We start from the raw sequence: 19,073 nt of genomic DNA, 5'->3' as shown, positions 1-19,073 counted from the left end.
CACGGCGCCGCCCAAGGCCAGGGCCAGTGTTACAGCGCCTTCAGCGTGCCCTTCGGCAGCAGCATGGTGACGGACTGCTTCTGCACCACGATCTCGGTGCCGCTGGACACTTCCAGCGTCACGTAGGCTTCCGACACCTTGGCCACCTTGCCCAGCAGACCGCCAGCCGTGACCACTTCGTCGCCCTTGGCCAGCGCGTCCATCATGGCCTTCTGTTCCTTGGCCCGCTTTTGCTGGGGGCGGATCATCAGGAAATACATGGCCACGAACATCAGGATCAGCGGCAGGAAGCTGGTCAGGTTGCCACCGAGGCCGAGCGCGTCGCCGGCCGATTGTGCGTAAGCGTTGGAAATGAACACTGCGTACTCCGTATATAAGTTTGAAAAAATAGCGCTGTATTCTAGCACTGGCAGGAAGGCGTCAGCCTCCCCGGCATATGGGTGGCGTGCATCTTTTTACAAGATTGCAACAGACCACCCCTGTTTTACACCCCGCGCGCCCGGTCGGCGTGAAATTGCAGCGTCCACGCGTGGAACCGGTCCTCGTCGAGCGCATCGCGCATCTGCTGCATGATGTCGAGGTAGTAATGCAGGTTGTGGATGGTGTTCAGGCGCGCACCGAGGATTTCCTGCGAACGGTGCAGGTGGTGCAGGTAGGCGCGCGAGAAGTTGCGGCAGGCGTAGCAGCCGCAGGTCTCGTCCAGCGGCGCCTTGTCATCCTTGTAACGGGCGTTCTTGATCTTGATGTCGCCGAAGCGGGTGAAGATCCAGCCGTTGCGGGCGTTCCGGGTCGGCATCACGCAGTCGAACATGTCGACCCCGTTCGAGACGCCGGCCACCAGGTCTTCCGGCGTGCCCACCCCCATCAGGTAGTGCGGCTTGTTGGCCGGCAGGCGCGGGCCCACGTGGGCCAGCACGCGCATCATGTCTTCCTTCGGCTCGCCCACGGACAGGCCGCCGATGGCCAGGCCGGGGAAGTCGATTTCCTCCAGCTTGGCCAGCGATTCGTCGCGCAGCGTCTCGAACATGCCGCCCTGGACGATGCCGAACAGCGCGTTCGGATTGCCGCCGCGATGGAATTCGTCGTGCGAGCGCTGGGCCCAGCGCAGCGACATGCGCATCGACTTGGCCGCCTCGTCCAGCGTGGCGGGCCGGCCGGCGATTTCATAGGGCGTGCATTCGTCGAACTGCATCACGATGTCGGAATTGAGCACGCGCTGGATCTGCATCGACACTTCGGGCGACAGGAACAGCTTGTCGCCGTTGATGGGCGAATTGAAGTGCACGCCCTCCTCCGTGATCTTGCGCATCTCGCCCAGCGAGAACACCTGGAAGCCACCCGAGTCGGTCAGGATGGGCTTGTCCCAGCCCATGAAGTCGTGCAGGCCGCCGAACTTGGCCATCACGTCGTTACCGGGGCGCAGCCACAGGTGGAAGGTGTTGCCGAGGATGATCTGGGCGCCGATTTCCTTCAGCTCCAGCGGCGACATGGCCTTGACGGAGCCGTAGGTACCGACCGGCATGAAGATCGGGGTCTGCACTTCGCCGTGGTTCAGTTTCACGGTGCCGCGGCGGGCCTTGGTCAGGCCGCTGCTGTCGGTCTTGATGAGTTTAAATTCCAGCATGGAGGGGTTCTTTCAGTTAAATCCGGGGCGCGCGCGCCTGGGTCGTCAGCAGCATGGCGTCGCCATAGCTGAAGAAGCGGTATTCGCTGGCGATGGCGTGGGCGTAGGCTGCGCGTATCTCGTCGAAACCGGCGAAGGCCGACACCAGCATCAGCAGCGTCGACTTGGGCAGGTGGAAATTGGTGATCAGGCGGGTGACGGTCTGGAACTGGTAGCCGGGCGTGATGAACAGGGCCGTGTCGGCGCTGCCCGCTTCCAGCGTGCCGCTCTGCGAGGCCGATTCCAGCGCGCGCAGGCTGGTGGTGCCCACGGCCACGACGTCGCGCCCGGCGGCGCGGGTGGCACGCACGGCGTCCACCGTCGCTTGCGGCATGGTGTACCACTCGGTGTGCATCTTGTGCTCGGACAGCACTTCCGTGCGCACCGGCTGGAAGGTGCCGGCGCCCACGTGCAGCGTGACGTAGGCGAAGTTGACGCCCTTGGCCTTCAGTTTATCGAGCAGCGCTTCATCGAAGTGCAGGCCGGCCGTGGGCGCGGCCACGGCGCCGGGCACCTTGTTGAACACGGTCTGGTAGCGCGTCTCGTCGAACGCGTCTGCCGCGTGCTCGATGTAGGGCGGCAGCGGCAGGCGGCCGTGGGCCTCGATCAGCTCGAACACGTCGGCATCGAAATGCAGGGTGTAGAACTCGCCGGCGCGCTCGCCGACAGTCACATCGAAGGCATCGGCCAGGCGGATTTTCACGCCGGGGCCGGGCGACTTGGACGCGCGTACCTGGGCCAGCACGGTGCGGTTGTCGAGCACGCGCTCGACCAGCGCCTCGACCTTGCCGCCGCTGTCCTTGACGCCGAAAAAGCGCGCCTTGAGCACGCGGGTATCGTTCATCACCAGCAGGTCGCCCGGCTGCAGCAGGTCGATGATGTCGGCGAACTGGCGGTCCACCAGCCGCGCGCCGTCCACGTGCAGCAGGCGGGACGCGCTGCGGTCGGGCAGCGGGAATTGGGCGATGCGCTCGGGCGGCAAGTTAAAATCGAAATCGGAAAGCGAATACATGAGCAAAACTTCTACTGTTATGAAATGGGGGGTCAGGTCCGGCATTCGGACACGGACTGGCCCGTAAAGCCGCTTAGTGCCGAGTTCGTGTCCGAATGCCGGACCTGACCCCAGGTTTTCTGCGCAAGCCTTACAATACGGCGTTGCTGTGCGACGGCCAACCCTCTATTTTACGCTAGTACGCCCTGAAGTACCTGAATATGCCTGTTTCCAAGCCCAAGACCGCCAAGAAGACCGTCAGCCCGCAAGCCCGGCTGGCCAAGCTGGGCCTGCACACGGACATGGACCTGGTGCTGCACCTGCCCATGCGCTACGAGGACGAAACCCAGATCGTGACGATACGCGAAGCCTGCCTGCATGGCGGCGAGTCGTCCCAGGTCGAGGGCGTGGTGGTCAAGAATGAAATCGCCTACAAGCCGCGGCGCCAGCTGCTGGTCCATATCGCCGACGAGACGGGCGACCTGCAACTGCGCTTCATGAATTTCTACGGCAGCCAGGTCAAGCAACTGGCCGAGGGCACGCGGGTGCGCGCGCGCGGGGAACTCAAACACGGCTTCTTCGGCGCCGAGATGGTGCACCCCACGTACAAGGTGGTCAACGAGGGCGCGCCGTTGCCCACCTCGCTCACGCCCGTCTACCCGGCCGGCGAAGGCTTGTCCCAGCCCGTGCTGCGCCGGGCGATCGGCGACGCCATGAAGCGCGTGGACTGGACCGATACGCTGCCCGCTGAACTGATCGACAGCATGCGGCTCACCAATTTCGAACCAGCCGTCAAGCTGCTCCACTCCCCCCCCCAGCAGGTGGACGAGCACGCGCTGGCCGACCGCTCGCATCCGGCCTGGGTGCGCATGAAGTTCGATGAGCTGCTGGCCCAGCAACTGTCGCTGAAACGGGCCCAGCGCGCGCGCCGTGCCAAGGGTGCCGCCGCGCTCAAGGTCGTAGGCGACCTGTCGGCCCGCTTCGAGGCGGCGCTGCCGTTCAAGCTGACGGGCGCCCAGCAGCGCGTGCTGAACGAAATCCGCGCCGACCTGCGCCACCCCTACCCCATGCAGCGCCTGCTGCAGGGCGACGTGGGCAGCGGCAAGACGGTGGTGTCGGCGCTGGCTGCCACCCAGGCCATCGACAGCGGCTTCCAGGCGGCCCTGATGGCGCCCACGGAAATCCTGGCCGACCAGCACTTCCGCAAGATCGCGGCCTGGCTGGAACCGCTGGGCGTGAAGGTGGCGTGGCTGACGGGCAGCCTGAAAAAGAAGGACAAGCTGGCCGCCACCGCCCTGATCGAATCGGGCGAAGCGCAACTGGTGATCGGCACCCATGCCTTGATCCAGGACGGCGTGAACTTCGCCAACCTGGGCCTGGTGATCGTGGACGAACAGCACCGCTTCGGCGTGGGCCAGCGCCTGACCTTGCGCAACAAGGGCAACGAGGGCGCCATCCCGCACCAGCTGATGATGTCGGCCACGCCGATTCCGCGCACGCTGGCCATGACCTACTACGCCGACCTGGAAGTGTCGGTGATCGACGAACTGCCGCCCGGCCGCAGCCCCATCGTCACGCGGGCCGTGGACCAGAACCGGCGCGACGAGGTGATCGCGCGCGTGCACGCGGCCGCGCTGGAAGGCCGGCAGATTTATTGGGTCTGCCCGCTGATCGAGGAATCGGAGGCGCTGCAACTGCAAACGGCCACCGACACCCACGCCCTGCTGGCCGAAGCGCTGCCCGACCTGAACGTGGGCCTGGTGCACGGCCGTTTAAAGCCGGCCGAGAAACAGGAAGTGATGGACGCCTTCAGCGCCGGCCAGATGCACGTGCTGGTGGCCACCACCGTGATCGAAGTGGGCGTGGACGTGCCCAATGCGTCGCTGATGGTGATCGAACATGCGGAGCGTTTCGGCCTGTCGCAGCTGCACCAGTTGCGCGGACGGGTGGGACGCGGCTCAGCGGCCAGCGTGTGCCTGCTGCTGTACCAAAGCCCGCTGGGCGGGGTGGCGCGCCAGCGCCTGATGACGATGCGCGAGACGACGGACGGGTTCGAAATCGCCCGGCGCGACCTGGAGATACGCGGCCCCGGCGAATTCCTCGGCGCGCGCCAGTCCGGCCAGGCCATGCTGCGCTTCGCCGACCTGGAAACGGATGGCTGGCTGGTGGATCAGGCGCGCGACGTGGCGCACGAGCTGCTGCACACGCCGGAGAAAGCCGCGACGGTGGAAGCCCACCTGGCCCGCTGGCTGGGCGGGCGCGAGGAATTCCTCAAGGTCTGATCAGAAGCAGGCATACAACCGCGTGGCCATATCAAGCATGAACTCCGGCTTGAGATAGGCCGCGAACACCAGCGCCAGCACCACGGCCAGCGCCAGCCTGATCAACCACGGCTTCAGCCACCTCGTCATGCCGGCTGCCACTGCGCCCGCACCAGCGGACGCTCATTGATGGGCAGGTTGACCAGCGCCGCCATCACGCCCAGTGCGATGGCGATGCCCCACACCACGTCATAGCTGCCCTGGCGCGCGAACAGGTAACCGCCCAGCCACACGCCGAGGAAGCTGCCCACCTGGTGCGAGAAGAACACCACGCCCGCCAGCATGGACATGTGCTTGACACCGAAGATGCCGGCGATGATGCCATTGGTGAGCGGCACGGTCGACAGCCAGATCAAGCCCATGGCCGCCGCGAACACATACACCGACCATTGCGACAACGGCGCCAGCAGGAACAGGCTGATGAACACGGAGCGCGAGAAGTAGATCGCCGCCAGCAGCATGCGCTTGGGCAGGCGTCCACCGAGCTTGCCCGCGTAGTAGGAACCGAAGATGTTGAACAGGCCGATCAGCGCCAGCGCCATCACGGCCACCTTGGGATCGGCTATGCCCTTGTCCTTCAGGTACACGGGCAGGTGCACGCCGATGAACACCACCTGGAAACCGCACACGAAATAGCCGGCCAACAGGAACAGGAAGGAGCGGTTGGCCAGCGCCTCGCCCATCGCCTCGCGGATGCTCTGCTGCGGGCCGTGGCTGTGCACCACTTCCGGCTCGCGCAGGAAGAAGGCCATCGGAATCATGGCCACGATCACCAGCCCGGCCAGCAGGTAGAAGGCATTCTGCCAGCCGGCCGCCGAGATCAGCTGCTGCTCGACAGGCATCATCAGGAACTGCCCGAACGAGCTGCAGGCGCCGGAAATGCCGAACGCCCACGAGCGCTTCTCCACCGGCGCCACACGGCCGATGATGCCGCTGACGGCACCGAACGCCGTGCATGACAAAGCCAGGCCGATGAACACGCCCGAACCGAGCACGAACAGCGTGGGATCGTTCGCCAGCGCCATCCACACCAGTCCCGCCATGTAAGCGATGGCGCCCACCAGCACCACGCGCATGGTGCCGAAGCGGTCGGCCGCCATGCCGGCGAACGGGCCGAAAGCGCCCCACATCAGGTTCTGCAGGGCCAGCGCCAGCGAATAGGTTTCACGGGTCCAGCCGTGGGCTTGCGAGATGGGTTGCATCCAGAAGCCGAAGCCGTGGCGCACGCCCATCGCGAGGGTGAGCACGACGCCGCTCGCCAGCAGCACGGTTTTAAGCGACGGGGCGCGGGAGGTGGTGGTCATGTCTGACATCTTTTTGCTGTTGTGTTGTGCGCTATTGGTCGGCGCTGTAACGCAGGCCGATCTGTTCGCGGATCGTGTCGAGCACGCCCATGATGGCCAGCGTTTCCTCGTGCGGCATGACAGGGCTCTCGATCAGGCCAAGGCGCATGCAGCGCACCACTTCCTGCGCCTCGTGCGTGTAGCCGTTGCCGCTGTGGGGGATGGTGAGCGTACGCTCGCTGCGCACCTGGCCATCCAGCAGCGTGACGGTGATTTTCTCGGTCTTGTAGAAGCGCTCGTGCAGGCGCACGAAGCCCTTGTCGCCGGAGATGGTCAGTTCGGTCGGCGTGCACGCGCGCAGGCTGCAACTGCACGAGGACATGCCGCCGCCTTCGTGGCGCAGCGTGAACATGGTCTGCAGGTCGATGCCGCTAGTTGCCATCTGGGCTTGCGCCTGCACGGCCGTCACTTCGCCCAGGAAGAACGAGGCCATCGACAGCGGGTAGATGCCGATGTCGAGCAGCGCGCCTCCTCCGAGCCCCGGATCGACCAGCCGGTGCTGCGGGCCGACCGTGGCGGTGAAGCCGAAATCGCCGCTCACATGGGTCGGGGTGCCGATCTCGCCGCTGTCGATAATGCGCTTGGCCTCGACCACGGCCGGCATGAAGCGGGTCCACATCGCTTCCATCACGAACAGGCGCTTGCGGCGCGCCAGCGCGATGATGTCCTCGGCCTGCCTGCGGTTCATGGTGAACGATTTTTCGACCAGCACGCCCTTGCCGCCGTGCAGGGACATCATGGCATTCTCGTGGTGCATGGGGTGCGGCGTGCCGATGTAGACCACGTCCACCTGGTCGTCGTCGGCCAGCGCCTGGTAGGAACCGTGGCAGCGCGCCACGCCGAAGCGGGCGCCGAAGGCGGCGGCGCCGTCGGCGCTGCGCGAGGCAACGGCCACCAGCTTGGCGCCCGGTGTGTCCTGCAAGGCGGTGGCGAACGCCGTCGAGATTTTGCCCGTACCCAGGATGCCCCAGCGGATGACCTGCCCCATGTTCGCTTCGCTTTCCGCCGCCGTGCGGCCTAGTTGGCCACTGTCCCCCGTTTCGGCCGGAACACCGTGGCGTCTGCATAAAAAGTCTCGTCCTGCCCTGGCCACCAGTCCGGTACGCCGAGCACCGGCAGCGGTGTGAAGCAGGCCGTCGTCAAGCCTTGCTGCGCCAGCTCCTGCGCCACGCGCTCGTCCAGCCAGGCGCGCCGGCCCGCATGGTCCAGCGCGAAGTAATCGTCGCCGGCGACGACCACGCGGGTGTGCGCGGTGATCGCCTTGTAAGGTACTACCAGTTTTTCCATCAGCGCGTGGCCAAACAGCCAGACCTGCGCCTCCGGCCCCCAACTGGCGCGCTGCTCGACGAACGCGGCGCGCCACTGGTGCTGACGCAGCGCGTCGGCCAGCGCGTGGCCGGCGGCGCTGTCGCGCACCACCAGCAAGGCGGCGTTCTCGTCGAACAGCGTGGCCGCGTCACGGGCCGGACCGCGCGACTTGCCGACACCGTCGCGCGCGATCTGCGCCGCCTGCAGCGCGTTCAACTGGCGCTTGATGCGCGGGAAGCTGAGCCACACAAGGGCGTTGAAGAAATCGTGCAAGTTGTCGCGCGTGGGCACGCAGCCGGTGGCGCCGATGAATTCCTCGTACGCCGTCCCTTCGGGCAGCGCGCTTTGCGGCACGAACCGCAGCGGCAGTCCCCGATGATTACATAAATCGAGCGCGGCTGCTCGCGCGTTGAATTTTTCGATCTCGCTGCCGGCGCCGGGCGCCAGCAGGGCCGCCGCCGCCCCTACCGTCTCATACCAGGGGCGCGGCCAGTCGATGGCGCCGAACACGCCTCAGACCATTTTCCAGTTGATGGTTTCGCCGGCGTTGAGCGGCACCACCTGCTGGTCGGCCAGCGGCAGCGTGGCCGGCAGCTCCCATGCTTCGCGCTTGAGGGTGATGGTGCCCGTGTTGCGCGGCAGGCCGTAGAAGGCCGGGCCGTTGAAGCTGGCGAAGGCTTCCAGCTTGTCGAGCGCGCCGGCCCGTTCGAACGCTTCCGCGTACAGTTCCATCGCGTGCAGGGCCGTGTAGCAGCCGGCGCAGCCGCAGGCCGCTTCCTTGGCGCCCTGCGCGTGCGGCGCCGAGTCGGTCCCCAGGAAGAAGCGCTCGTCGCCACTGGTGGCGGCCGTCATCAGCGCCAGGCGGTGTTCCTCGCGCTTGAGCACGGGCAGGCAGTAGTAGTGCGGGCGGATGCCGCCCTTGAAGATCTCGTTGCGGTTGTACAGCAGATGGTGGGCCGTGATGGTGGCGGCGATCGGGCCGTCCGCTTCGGCCACGTACTGGGCCGCATCCTTGGTGGTGATGTGCTCGAATACGACGTTCAGGGCCGGGAAATCACGGCGCAGCGGGCGCATCACGCGCTCGATGAACACGGCTTCACGGTCGAACAGGTCGATGTCGGGGTCGGTCACTTCGCCGTGGACCAGGAAGGGCATGCCCACTTCCTGCATCATTTCCAGCGTCTTGTAGCAGTTGCGCAGGTCGGTCACGCCGGCATCGGAATTGGTGGTGGCGCCGGCCGGGTACAGCTTGACGGCGTGGATAAAGCCACTTTCCTGGGCCCGCACGATCTCGTCGGGCGGGGTGTTATTGGTCAGGTAGAGCGTCATCAGCGGCTCGAATTCCATCCCCTGCGGCAGCGCGGCCAGGATGCGCTCGCGGTAGGCCAGCGCCATGGCGGTGGTGGTGACGGGCGGCTTCAGGTTGGGCATGACGATGGCGCGGCCGAACTGGCGCGCGCTGTGCGGCAGCACGCTGGCCAGGGTGGCGCCGTCGCGCAGGTGCAAGTGCCAATCGTCTGGGCGGGTGATGGTCAGGCTCTGGGGGATGTGTTCGAAATCGGACATGGCGGCGGACTCTCAAATTGCGGATTCCGACATTTTAACTGGTCGCGGCGATGGCGGCGCGGTTGCCCGGTCATGGATGTCATGCCCAGGAAACAATATTCTTTTAGCCATTCCGTCCGGTTTGGACATCCCGGTTGACTATCACCGCGAGCGAAGCGCGCGAGCGCCTCTATCATTTGATCGATGAGACCGCCGCCAGCCACGTCCCCGTGACCATCACGGGCAAGCGCAACGACGCGGTCCTGGTATCGGCCGAGGATTGGGCTGCCATCCAGGAGACGCTGTACTTGCTATCGGTGCCCGGCATGCGCGAGTCCATCCGCACGGCGATGGCCGAGCCACTGGAAACGAGCACCCAGGAATTGGACTGGTGAGCTGGCATCTGGTCTACGGCAAGCAGGCCATCAAGGACGCCCGTAAGCTGGCCGCGGCGGGATTGAAAAAGCAGGCCCAGACCTTGCTCGACGTACTGGCGGCAGATCCGTTTGGCCGCCCACCGCCATTCGAAAAATTGGTCGGCGACTTGGCTGGCTCCTACCCGCGCCGGATCAACATTCAACACCGGCTCGTGTATGAAGTGTTCCCCGATGAGAAGACCCTGCGCGTGCTGCGCATGTGGACCCACGACGAATAAGCGCCGCAATACTACCGGATAATCGCCACCCGCCGCTGCAGCCGGCGCGCGGCCCACGACAGCAGCGTGCACAGCACGAAGTACACCACCGCCACGAAGGTGTACATTTCCACCAGCCGCCCGTCGCGCTGGGCCACCTTGCTGGCCGCGCCGACGAAATCGGGCACCGACAGCACGTACACCAGCGACACGTCCTGGAACAGCACGATGGTCTGGGTCAGCAGCACCGGCAGCATGTTGCGGAACGCCTGCGGCAGCACGATGTGCCACATGGTGCGTCCGTAGCCCAGCCCCAGCGCCTGCGCCGCCAGCACCTGCCCGCGCGGTATCGCCTGTATCCCGCCGCGCATGATCTCGCAGTAGTAGGCCGCCTGGAACAGCGTGAACGTGATCAGCGCCGACCAGAACGTGCCCACCTTGACCGGCTCCTGCGCCCCGATCAGCCACGCGGCCACATACGGCACCAGGAAGTAGAACCAGAAGATCACCAGCACCAGCGGCACGGCCCGCACCAGGTTGACGTAGCCGGCCGCCGCCAGCGCCAGCGGCCGGTGGCGCGACATGCGCCCCAGCGCCAGCAGCGTGCCCAGCGCCACGCCGCCCAGCATGGCCAGCACCGTCAGCTCCAGCGTGAACGCCATCCCCACCTGGAACAGGTAGACCCAGGAACGGGCGATGACGTCGAAGTCGAACTGGGCGAACATGGTCAGTGCCGTCCCAAGGTGCCCGGCAGCGCCAGCCGCCGTTCCAGCCAGTGCATGGCGGCGATCACCACCAGGTTGGCCAGCACGTAGATGGCGGTGGCGGCGGAAAACGCTTCAAACACCTGGAACGAGAATTCCTGGATGGCGCGCGCGCTGGCCGTCAGCTCCATCAGGCCAATGGTGAGCGCCACCGAACTGTTCTTGATGATGTTGAGGAATTCACTCGTCAGCGGTGGCAGCACGACGCGCAGCGCCAGCGGAAGCAGCACGTAGCGGTAGGCTTGTGGCAGGCGCAGGCCCAGCGCCAGCGCGGCCAGCCGCTGTCCGCCAGCCAGCGCTTCGATGCCGGCCGTGACCTGCACCGCCACCCGCGCCGACGTAAAAAAGCCCAGGCACACGACGGCCGTGAGGAACGGCGCATTGGGCAGTGCCTTGAGCCAGTCGCCCGCCGCCTGCGGCAGCAGTTCTGGCATCACGAAGAACCACAGGAACATCTGCACCAGCAGCGGCACGTTGCGGAACAGTTCCACGTAGGCCGTACCCAGCCGGCGCAGCCACGGCGAAGGCAGCGTGCGCACGGTGCCCACGGCCAGCCCCAGCGCCAGCGCCATCAGCCAGCCGCACAGGGACGTGGCCAGCGTCCAGCCCAGGCCCGACAGCAGCGTGTCCCAGTAGGTGTGGACGCCGTCGGGCGAGAGCTCGCCGAAGATGGCCCAGTTCCAGTGGTAGTGCATGTCACTTCCTGCGGCTGGCCGCCTTCTGCGCGGCCGGCACCTCGGCATAGGCGGCCGGATCGGGCGAGTCGGTCGGCTTGGCGATCACCGCCTTGAGCTGCGGCGGCATGGGGAAGTTCAGGTTGATGTTCTTGGGCGGGATGGGGCTCTGGAACCACTTCGCGTACAGCTTGGGGTAATCGTCGGACTGGTAGAACCGCGTGAGCGCCGCGTCCACCACCTGCTTGAAGGCCGGATCGTCACGGCGCAGCATGATGCCGTACGGTTCCACCGACAGCGCCTCCTTCGTGATCTCGTACTCGCCCGGATTGCGCGACGTGGCCACCTGGCTGGCCAGCAGGATGTCGTCGTTGGCCTCGGCCACGGCCCGTCCCGTCTCCAGCATCAGGAACGATTCGGGATGGTCCTTGCCCACCACGATGTTCATGCCCAGCTGCTGCTCGTTGTTCAGGATCGTCATCTGCTTGAGCGTGGTGGTGCCGGCCGTGGCGACCAGCGTCTTGCCCTTCATGTCGGCCAGGCTGCGGATGTGCGACGATTTCTTGGCCAGCAGCCGGTTGGCGATCACGAACATGGTGGGCGCGAACGCCACCTGTTTCTGGCGCTCGGCGTTGTTGGTGGTGGAGCCGCATTCGAGGTCGATGGTACCGTTGGCCATCAGCGGGATGCGGTTGGCGGCTGTCACGGGGTTCATCTGCACCTTCAGCCCCGTCAGGCCCAATTGCTTTTGCACCGCCACCACCACCTTCATGCACAGGTCGACGGAATAGCCCTGGTACTGCTGCTTGTCGTCCAGGTAGGAGAACGGGATGGAGCCATCGCGCACGCCCAGCGTGATGGTGCCGGTGCGCTTGATCTTGGCCAGTGTGCCGCCGGCCTCCTCGGCGCCGGCCGGCGCCGCCAACTGCAGGCCCGCCATGCAGGCCAGGGCAATGAACACGGATTGTCGTACGCTACTCGAACCAGCCATGATTCCTCCTTCATCAGAAAAAATCCAACCCATTACGAACCGTACTGCGCGCCACACCGCTAGTGGATCTCAGTGAATAATACGCGCCAGGAAGTCGCGCGCCCGCTCGGAGCGGGGCGCGCCAAAGAATTCGTCCTTGCCGCAGTCTTCCAGAATGCGGCCATGGTCCATGAACACCACGCGGTTCGCCACCCGTTTGGCGAACCCCATCTCGTGGGTGACGACCATCATCGTCATGCCATCCTGCGCCAGGCCCACCATCACGTCCAGCACTTCATTGATCATTTCCGGGTCCAGCGCCGACGTGGGTTCGTCAAACAGCATCGCGATCGGGTCCATGGACAGGGCGCGGGCGATGGCCACGCGCTGCTGCTGGCCACCCGAGAGCTGGTTCGGATACTTGTCCTGCTGCGCCAGCAGGCCAACCCGGTCCAGGTACTTGAGGCCGCGCGCCGTGGCTTCATCGAGGCTGCGGCCCAGCACCTTGGTCTGGCCCAGCGTCAGGTTGTCGCGCACCGACAAATGGGGGAACAGCTCGAAATTCTGGAACACCATGCCGATCCGCGCCCGCAGCGCCGGCAGGTCGGTGCCGGGCGCGCCGACGGAGATGCCATCGACCGTCACCGTCCCCTGCTGGAACGGCTCCAGCCCGTTGACGGTCTTGATCAGGGTCGATTTGCCGGAACCGGACGGCCCGCAAATCACCATCACATCGCCCTTGGCCACGCTGGTGCTGCAATCGGTGAGCACCTGGAACTGGCCGTACCACTTGCTGAGGTTTTCGATCGCTATCATGTTTTCCCGTCGCCAGATTGGCCCTGGCGCTGGCCCGAACGGGCGCCGGCGCGCGCTTGACAGCACCCTTGGCCACAAGGATACTGCGGGACTTGCTCATAGTTTCATCAGTTTACAAGGCTGGATCGCTCGATCTAAACCTGATCGCGGCGGCCATTTGACGCTATTGTGCACGAGATCGCGCGGCGACAGCGACCCTGTTGCAACGCCGGCCACGCCAGAGAGACACTACCACAGGAACTCAAAAAATATGAAAAAACAAAGCCGATTGACCACCTACATCCTCGTCGGACTGGTGCTGGGCATTTTCGCCGGCTACCTCGCCAACCTCAATCTGTCCGATCCGGCCGGATTCGCCGACATCATGTCGCTGGTAACGACCCTGTTCCTGCGCCTGATCAAGATGATCATCGCGCCGCTGGTCTTTTCCACCCTGGTGGTGGGCATCGCCCGCATGGGTGACGCCAGCGAAGTGGGTCGCATCGGTATCAAGACGCTGGGCTGGTTCTTCATCGCCTCGCTCATTTCGCTGACCCTGGGCCTGGTGCTGGTCAATATGTTCCGCCCCGGCGACGCCCTGCTGGGCAACCTGCCTGCCACCACGGCCGCCAGCGGCATCACCGCCTCCGGCCTGACGCTGAAGGAATTCGTCACCCACCTGGTGCCCGCCTCCATCATCGAAGGCATGAGCAAGAACGAGATCCTGCAGATCGTGATCTTCTCGCTGTTCTTCGGTTCGGCCGCCGCCGCCGTGGGCGAAAAGTCGGCGCCCATGGTCGACGCGCTGGACGGCGTGGCGCACGTGATGCTGAAGGTGACGGGCTACGTGATGAAGTTCGCTCCCTTCGCCGTGTTCGCGGCCGTGGCCGGCGTGATCGCCAAGAGCGGCCTGGCCGTGCTCAAGACCTATGGCGTGTTCATGTCCGAGTTCTATTTCGGTATCGCGCTGCTGTGGGCGCTGCTGATCGCCATCGGCTTCCTGTTCCTCGGCAAACGCATCGGCGGCCTGATGGCCGAAATGCGCGGCCCGGCCCTGCTGGCCTTCTCCACCGCGTCGAGCGAAGCGGCCTATCCGAAAACGCTGGAAGGCCTGGAGCGCTTCGGCGTGCGTAACCGCATCGCCGCCTTCGTGCTGCCGATCGGCTACTCGTTCAACCTGGACGGCTCGATGATGTACTGCACCTTCGCCACCGTGTTCATCGCCCAGGCTTACGGTATCGAGATGTCGCTGGGCCAGCAGATGACGATGATGATGGTGCTGATGCTGACCTCCAAGGGCATGGCCGGCGTGCCGCGCGCTTCGCTGGTGGTGATCGCCGCCACGCTGGGCCAGTTCAACATTCCGGAAGCGGGCCTGGTGCTGCTGCTTGGTATCGACCACTTCCTGGACATGGCCCGTTCCGCCACCAACGTGATCGGCAACAGCATCGCCACGGCCGTCGTGGCCAAGTGGGAAGGCGAATTGGTCGACCCGATCCGCCGCGACCTGGCCGACGCGCCGCTGCCATAAGCTGCCGTCATCGCCCAAACAAAAAGGCTTCCCTCGGGAAGCCTTTTTTCATGGCCGCTGCAAACGGATCAGGACTGCTCGGCCACCATCCGCCCCTGCTCCGGGCTGGCCGGCGACGCCAGCTCCTCGTCGGCGCGGGCCTGCTGGCGCAGCCACATCTGCGCGTACAGGCCATCGGCCGCCAGCAGCGAGTGGTGGGTGCCGCGTTCCACGATACGGCCATGGTCCAGCACCAGGATCTGCTCGGCGTCGGCCACCGTGGACAGGCGGTGCGCGATCACCAGCGTGGTGCGGCTGCGCGCGATCTCCTTCAACTGGGCCTGGATCGCCTGCTCGGCCTTGGAGTCCAGCGCCGACGTGGCTTCGTCGAAGATCAGGATGGCCGGGTTCTTGAGCAGCGTACGGGCGATGGCCACGCGCTGCTTTTCACCGCCCGACAGCTTGAGCCCCCGCTCGCCCACCATCGAGCCATAACCATCGGGCAGGCTTTCGATGAAATCGTGGATGGACGCCGCCTTGGCCGCAGCCACGATCTGCTCCTTGGTGGCGCCGGGCTTGCCGTAGGCGATGTTGTATTCGATGGTATCGTTGAACAGCACCGTATCCTGCGGCACGATGCCGATCGCGTGGCGCAGCGAGTCCTGCGTCACGGCGCGCACGTCCTGGCCATCGATGGTGATGCTGCCGCCGTTGACTTCATAAAAACGGAACAGCAACCGCGACAGGGTGGACTTGCCCGAACCGCTGTGCCCCACCACGGCCGTGGTGGTGCCGGGCGCGATGGTGAAATCGACATCGAACAGGATCTTGCGCTTGGATTCGTAGCTGAAATCGACGTGCTGGAACCGTACTTCGGCGCCGTGCGTGCGCAGCGGCTGGGCATCGGGCGCATCGGCCACTTCGCGGTGTTCGTCCAGCAGCGAGAACAGGCGCTCCATGTCGGCCAGGCTTTGCTTGATCTCGCGATAGATCACACCGAGGAAGTTGAGCGGAATGTAGAGCTGGATCATGAACGAGTTGACCAGCACCAGGTCACCCAGCGTCATGGTGCCGGCGATCACGCCGGCCGTGGCGCGCCACAGGATCAGCGTGACGGCGCTGGCGATGATCAGCGACTGCCCCGTGTTGAGCAGCGACAGCGAGGTCTGCGACTTGACGGCGGCCGACTCGAAGCGCTGCAAGCCCTCGTCATAGCGGCGCGCCTCATAGTCCTCGTTGCCGAAGTATTTGACCGTCTCGTAGTTGATCAGTGAATCGATGGCCTTGGTGTTGGCCTTCGAATCGAGATCGTTCATGGTGCGGCGGAAGTGGGTGCGCCAGTCCGTCACGGACACGGTGAAGGCGATGTAGAGCACCAGCGCGCAGAAGGTGATGACGGAGAACCAGATGTCGTAATGCGTGACCAGGTAGCCCAGCACCAGCGTGATCTCCACCAGCGTGGGCAGGATGTTGAACAGCGTGTACGAGATCAGCGAACCGACGCCGCGCGTGCCCCGTTCGATGTCGCGCGTCATGCCGCCCGTCTGGCGGTTCAGGTGGAAGCGCAGCGACAGCGAATGCAGGTGGCGGAACACTTTCAGCGCGATGGTGCGCACGGCCCGCTGCGTGACGCGCGCGAACAGGAATTCGCGCAGCTCCGTAAACAGCGTGGTCGACACCCGCAGCACGCCATACGCCAGCAGCGCGCCCAGCGGCAGCACCAGCAGCGCCTGCGGATGATTGGGGTTGACGCTGAGCGAATCGATCAGCCGCTTCATCACCAGCGGCACGCCGACGTTGGCCAGCTTGGCGCCCACCAGGCACAGCAGCGCCAGCAGCACGCGCCATTTGTAGACCCACAGGTAGGGGAACAGGGTTTTCAGGGTAGCCAGGTCGCTGCGGGTGGCGGCACGGGCATCCGGCGCGGGACCGGAGGATGAGGGGGGATGGCGTCGCATGGCAAAGGTCTGCTTTTTATGGTTCAATCTAAACCATTGTAGCCCTTCACGAGATTTTGCGATGACCACCCCAGAAAACACGACACCCTGCCCTGAACACCGCGGCCTGCCCGCCGGCCGCATGCCGGAACTGCGCATGATGCCGGCGCCGTCCGATGCCAACGTGTATGGCGACGTGTTCGGCGGCTGGATCATGTCCCAGGTAGACATCGCCGGCTCGCTGCCGGCCACGCGCCGCGCCAATGGCCGCGTGGCCACCATCTCCGTCAATTCCTTCGTATTCAAGAACCCCGTGTTCGTGGGCGACCTGCTGTCGTTCTACGCTGACATCGTCAAGGTCGGCAACACCTCGATCACCGTCAACGTGGAAGTCTATGCCGAGCGCAATCGCCTGCAGGCCTGCACCGTCAAGGTGACGGAAGCGACGCTGACCTACGTGGCCACCGACTCGGACCGCAAGCCGCGCAAGGTACCGCCACTGGAAACCCTGCTGGCATAAGGCGCGCCGGCGCATGGAAGCAGCGCGCCGCCACTTCCTCGCCCAGGCCGCGCGCCTGGCGGCGCTGGCCGCCACGGGCGCCGTCGGTTCGGTCCGCGCCACCGCCGACCAGCCCAACGCAGCCTATCCGTTCACGCTAGGCGTCGCGTCCGGCTCGCCGCTGCCAGACGCGGTGGTGATCTGGACCCGTATCCTGTTCGATCCCCTGAACGCGGCCGCCATGCCGCCGCTGGCTTACGCCGTGCGGTGGGAAATGGCGGAGGACGAAGGCTTTCGCCGCATCGTCGCGCGTGGCACGGCCAGCGCCGTTCCCGCGCTGGCGCACAGCGTGCACGTGGACGTAACGGGACTGGCGCCGGACCGCTGGTACTGGTACCGCTTCCTGCTCGGTGAGGCCGTCAGCGCCGTGGGCCGCACCCGCACGGCGCCCGCGCCGGACACCATGCCGGGACGCCTCAAGCTGGCCGTAGCGTCCTGCCAGCATTGGGAATTCGGCAGCTACGCGGCGCATCGCCACATCGCGGCCGCCGCGCCCGACCTGGTGGCCTTCCTGGGCGACTACATCTACGAATGGGGTCCGTACCAGTTGCACCACCCGCTGGCGGCCATGCGCACGGCCGAGAGCTTCACGCTGGCCGAGTACCGCGCCCGCTACGCCCAGTACAAGACCGATCCCGACCTGCAGGCGGCGCACGTGGCCGCGCCATGGATCGTCACCTGGGACGACCACGAGGTGGCCAACGACTACGCCAACGACCATGATGAGCGCCTCGATCCGCATTTCGCCGAACGGCGCGCGGCCCCCTACCAGGCGTTCTACGAGCACATGCCGCTGCGCTTGCCGGCGCCGCCAACCGCGCCTCCGGGCGGCTTTGGCCAGCTGCGCATGTACCAGCGCTACGACTGGGGGCGGCTGGCCCGCTTCCACGTGCTGGACGACCGCCAGTACCGCGCCTATCCGGCCTGCTTGCCGCCGGGCCGGGGCGGTTCCAGCTCCGTCTACCTGCGCGACTGTCCGGCCCTGCGCGACCCGTCGCGCACCATGCTGGGCGCGCAGCAGCAGGCATGGCTGGAGCAGGGTTTGCAATCGTCGCGCGCGCGCTGGAACGTGCTGGCCCAGCAGACGCTGATGGCGCAGAACAGCCAGGTGCCGCTGCACACGGAGCAGGATGGCCGTTTCTGGACCGATGGCTGGGATGGTTATCCGATGGCGCGCCAGCGCCTGTATGACGCGCTGCGCGCCAGCCACGCCGCCAATCCGGTGGTGCTGTCGGGTGATGTGCACAGCTTCTTCGCGGCCGAGTTGCGGCGCCATCCGCTGCGGCCCGTGTCGGCCGCCAATCCCATACTCGCGACAGAGTTCTGCGGCACCTCCGTCACCTCGCCCTCGCGCCCGCAGGCGCGCACGGCGCAGTACGTGGCCATGAACCCGGAACTGAAATTCGGCCGCAGCGACAAGCGCGGATACATGCTGCTCACGCTCACGCCGGACGACTGCACGGTGCTGTTCCAGGCGCTCGACGATGTGCACGACCCGGCGTCCGGCGTGGCCACGCTGGCCCGCTTCCGGGTAGCGAATGGCAAGCCAGGATTGACGCCTGGTTAGCCTTGCATCACCGGGACCGCGGCCTATACTGGGTTTAGCTATCCCCCAGGAGGCCAGTCATGTTGAAGGTGAAGGAAGATGAAGTCGCGCGGGAACTCGACACCTGGCTGCAGCGCGCGCTCACGCAACCGCTCGTGATCGAGCCAGCCGGGCGCGACGCCGTGGTCATGCTGTCGCTGGCGGAGTTTGAGCGCTTGCAGGACGTCGACGATGAACACTGGGCCGCCTGCGCCCGCCGCGCCAACACGGCAGGTTATCTCGACCACGACCACGAAGTGCGCCAGCGCCTGGCCGAAGCCATGCGCGAGCGCTGCCTGAGCCGCATCAGGGAGCAAAGCGGCGCCTGAGCCGGCCGCAAAAAAAAAGGCTATGTCCCCGTTAAGTATTGAACTTCTTGCGGTAAAGGCCCTCCAAGACTGAGTAAATTCATGCTTGGAGGGGCCATGAGAAGCGCAGACTTTGGGCAATTGCTGGCACAACTTAAGGATCTGT

At 65.6% G+C, this 19,073-nt stretch carries 20 protein-coding genes; 7 read left to right on the top strand and 13 right to left on the bottom strand.

The genetic code is table 11. From position 1 onward, the window contains the following. Positions 1-29: 29 nt before the first annotated feature. The 3 genes from yajC to queA form a co-directional block, all read right to left on the bottom strand. Positions 30-359, bottom strand: coding sequence for a preprotein translocase subunit YajC (gene yajC, locus H3H36_RS17240; protein WP_182219337.1), 330 nt, complete (start codon positions 357-359; stop codon positions 30-32). Between the two features lie 125 nt (positions 360-484). After that, positions 485-1,624 carry a tRNA guanosine(34) transglycosylase Tgt gene (gene tgt / locus H3H36_RS17235; RefSeq protein WP_182219336.1) on the bottom strand — a complete coding sequence of 380 codons (1,140 nt, stop codon included), beginning with the start codon at positions 1,622-1,624 and terminating at the stop codon, positions 485-487. A gap of 16 nt (positions 1,625-1,640) precedes the next feature. Next, complete coding sequence (gene queA / locus H3H36_RS17230) at positions 1,641-2,675, bottom strand: tRNA preQ1(34) S-adenosylmethionine ribosyltransferase-isomerase QueA (protein ID WP_182219335.1); 1,035 nt, start codon at positions 2,673-2,675, stop codon at positions 1,641-1,643. 200 nt (positions 2,676-2,875) lie between these two features. Between queA and recG the strand changes: the two genes are divergently transcribed. After that, complete coding sequence (gene recG / locus H3H36_RS17225; protein WP_182219334.1) at positions 2,876-4,936, top strand: ATP-dependent DNA helicase RecG; 2,061 nt, start codon at positions 2,876-2,878, stop codon at positions 4,934-4,936. On the opposite strand, the gene H3H36_RS27365 is transcribed toward recG, so the two are convergent. Genes H3H36_RS27365 through pyrC form a run of 5 tightly spaced genes read right to left on the bottom strand, consistent with a single transcriptional unit; the run spans position 4,937 to position 9,192 of the window. Further along, a complete protein-coding gene (locus tag H3H36_RS27365) occupies positions 4,937-5,065 on the bottom strand; it encodes a hypothetical protein (RefSeq protein ID WP_255461878.1) in 129 nt (42 codons plus the stop codon). Beyond that, complete coding sequence (locus tag H3H36_RS17220; protein WP_182219333.1) at positions 5,062-6,279, bottom strand: MFS transporter; 1,218 nt, start codon at positions 6,277-6,279, stop codon at positions 5,062-5,064. Before H3H36_RS17220 ends, H3H36_RS27365 begins: the two co-directional genes overlap by 4 nt. A 31-nt stretch (positions 6,280-6,310) precedes the next feature. Next, positions 6,311-7,306: a Gfo/Idh/MocA family protein gene (locus H3H36_RS17215; protein ID WP_182219332.1), complete on the bottom strand. Its 996-nt coding sequence runs from the start codon at positions 7,304-7,306 to the stop codon at positions 6,311-6,313. Between the two features lie 29 nt (positions 7,307-7,335). Continuing rightward, positions 7,336-8,136, bottom strand: a complete 801-nt coding sequence (locus H3H36_RS17210) for a DUF3025 domain-containing protein (RefSeq protein WP_182219331.1) — start codon at positions 8,134-8,136, stop codon at positions 7,336-7,338. A 3-nt stretch (positions 8,137-8,139) separates the two neighbouring features. Next, positions 8,140-9,192: a dihydroorotase gene (gene pyrC, locus H3H36_RS17205; RefSeq protein ID WP_182165496.1), complete on the bottom strand. Its 1,053-nt coding sequence runs from the start codon at positions 9,190-9,192 to the stop codon at positions 8,140-8,142. A 134-nt stretch (positions 9,193-9,326) separates the two neighbouring features. Between pyrC and H3H36_RS17200 the strand changes: the two genes are divergently transcribed. Both H3H36_RS17200 and H3H36_RS17195 read left to right on the top strand, forming a co-directional pair. Further along, complete coding sequence (locus tag H3H36_RS17200) at positions 9,327-9,566, top strand: type II toxin-antitoxin system Phd/YefM family antitoxin (protein WP_182219330.1); 240 nt, start codon at positions 9,327-9,329, stop codon at positions 9,564-9,566. Then, the gene (locus H3H36_RS17195) at positions 9,563-9,826 is read left to right on the top strand and encodes a Txe/YoeB family addiction module toxin (RefSeq protein ID WP_182219329.1); all 264 of its coding nucleotides are present in this window, start codon (positions 9,563-9,565) and stop codon (positions 9,824-9,826) included. Before H3H36_RS17200 ends, H3H36_RS17195 begins: the two co-directional genes overlap by 4 nt. An 11-nt stretch (positions 9,827-9,837) precedes the next feature. On the opposite strand, the gene H3H36_RS17190 is transcribed toward H3H36_RS17195, so the two are convergent. The 4 genes from H3H36_RS17190 to H3H36_RS17175 all read right to left on the bottom strand — a co-directional run bounded on the left by H3H36_RS17190 (position 9,838) and on the right by H3H36_RS17175 (position 13,029). Continuing rightward, complete coding sequence (locus H3H36_RS17190; protein WP_182219328.1) at positions 9,838-10,530, bottom strand: amino acid ABC transporter permease; 693 nt, start codon at positions 10,528-10,530, stop codon at positions 9,838-9,840. A gap of 2 nt (positions 10,531-10,532) precedes the next feature. Beyond that, positions 10,533-11,264 (bottom strand): amino acid ABC transporter permease, encoded by a 732-nt coding sequence (locus tag H3H36_RS17185; RefSeq protein ID WP_182219327.1) that lies wholly within the window; start codon positions 11,262-11,264, stop codon positions 10,533-10,535. Position 11,265: 1 nt separating this feature from the next. Continuing rightward, positions 11,266-12,183 carry an amino acid ABC transporter substrate-binding protein gene (locus H3H36_RS17180; RefSeq protein WP_182219444.1) on the bottom strand — a complete coding sequence of 306 codons (918 nt, stop codon included), beginning with the start codon at positions 12,181-12,183 and terminating at the stop codon, positions 11,266-11,268. A gap of 120 nt (positions 12,184-12,303) precedes the next feature. Continuing rightward, the gene (locus tag H3H36_RS17175) at positions 12,304-13,029 is read right to left on the bottom strand and encodes an amino acid ABC transporter ATP-binding protein (RefSeq protein ID WP_182219326.1); all 726 of its coding nucleotides are present in this window, start codon (positions 13,027-13,029) and stop codon (positions 12,304-12,306) included. A gap of 250 nt (positions 13,030-13,279) precedes the next feature. On the opposite strand from H3H36_RS17175, the gene H3H36_RS17170 reads away from it, so the two are divergent. Beyond that, positions 13,280-14,539: a dicarboxylate/amino acid:cation symporter gene (locus H3H36_RS17170; RefSeq protein ID WP_182219325.1), complete on the top strand. Its 1,260-nt coding sequence runs from the start codon at positions 13,280-13,282 to the stop codon at positions 14,537-14,539. Between the two features lie 68 nt (positions 14,540-14,607). Here the strand turns inward: H3H36_RS17170 and H3H36_RS17165 are convergent, their stop codons facing one another. Beyond that, the gene (locus H3H36_RS17165) at positions 14,608-16,476 is read right to left on the bottom strand and encodes an ABCB family ABC transporter ATP-binding protein/permease (RefSeq protein WP_182219324.1); all 1,869 of its coding nucleotides are present in this window, start codon (positions 16,474-16,476) and stop codon (positions 14,608-14,610) included. 61 nt (positions 16,477-16,537) lie between these two features. Here H3H36_RS17165 and H3H36_RS17160 point away from each other — a divergent pair, with 61 nt between their 5' ends. From H3H36_RS17160 to H3H36_RS17150, 3 genes are read left to right on the top strand one after another with little or no spacing between them, the layout of a single operon-like run. Continuing rightward, the gene (locus H3H36_RS17160) at positions 16,538-16,975 is read left to right on the top strand and encodes an acyl-CoA thioesterase (RefSeq protein WP_182219323.1); all 438 of its coding nucleotides are present in this window, start codon (positions 16,538-16,540) and stop codon (positions 16,973-16,975) included. Positions 16,976-16,988: 13 nt separating this feature from the next. Next, the gene (locus tag H3H36_RS17155; protein ID WP_182219322.1) at positions 16,989-18,581 is read left to right on the top strand and encodes an alkaline phosphatase D family protein; all 1,593 of its coding nucleotides are present in this window, start codon (positions 16,989-16,991) and stop codon (positions 18,579-18,581) included. 59 nt (positions 18,582-18,640) lie between these two features. After that, positions 18,641-18,928, top strand: coding sequence for a hypothetical protein (locus tag H3H36_RS17150; RefSeq protein WP_182219321.1), 288 nt, complete (start codon positions 18,641-18,643; stop codon positions 18,926-18,928). Positions 18,929-19,073 lie beyond the last annotated feature (145 nt).

The organism is Rugamonas fusca (assembly GCF_014042365.1).
Lineage (GTDB): Bacteria > Pseudomonadota > Gammaproteobacteria > Burkholderiales > Burkholderiaceae_D > Rugamonas > Rugamonas fusca.
The sequence above is the reverse complement of the archived record's forward strand: the minus strand, read 5'-3'. Positions and strand labels throughout refer to the sequence as shown.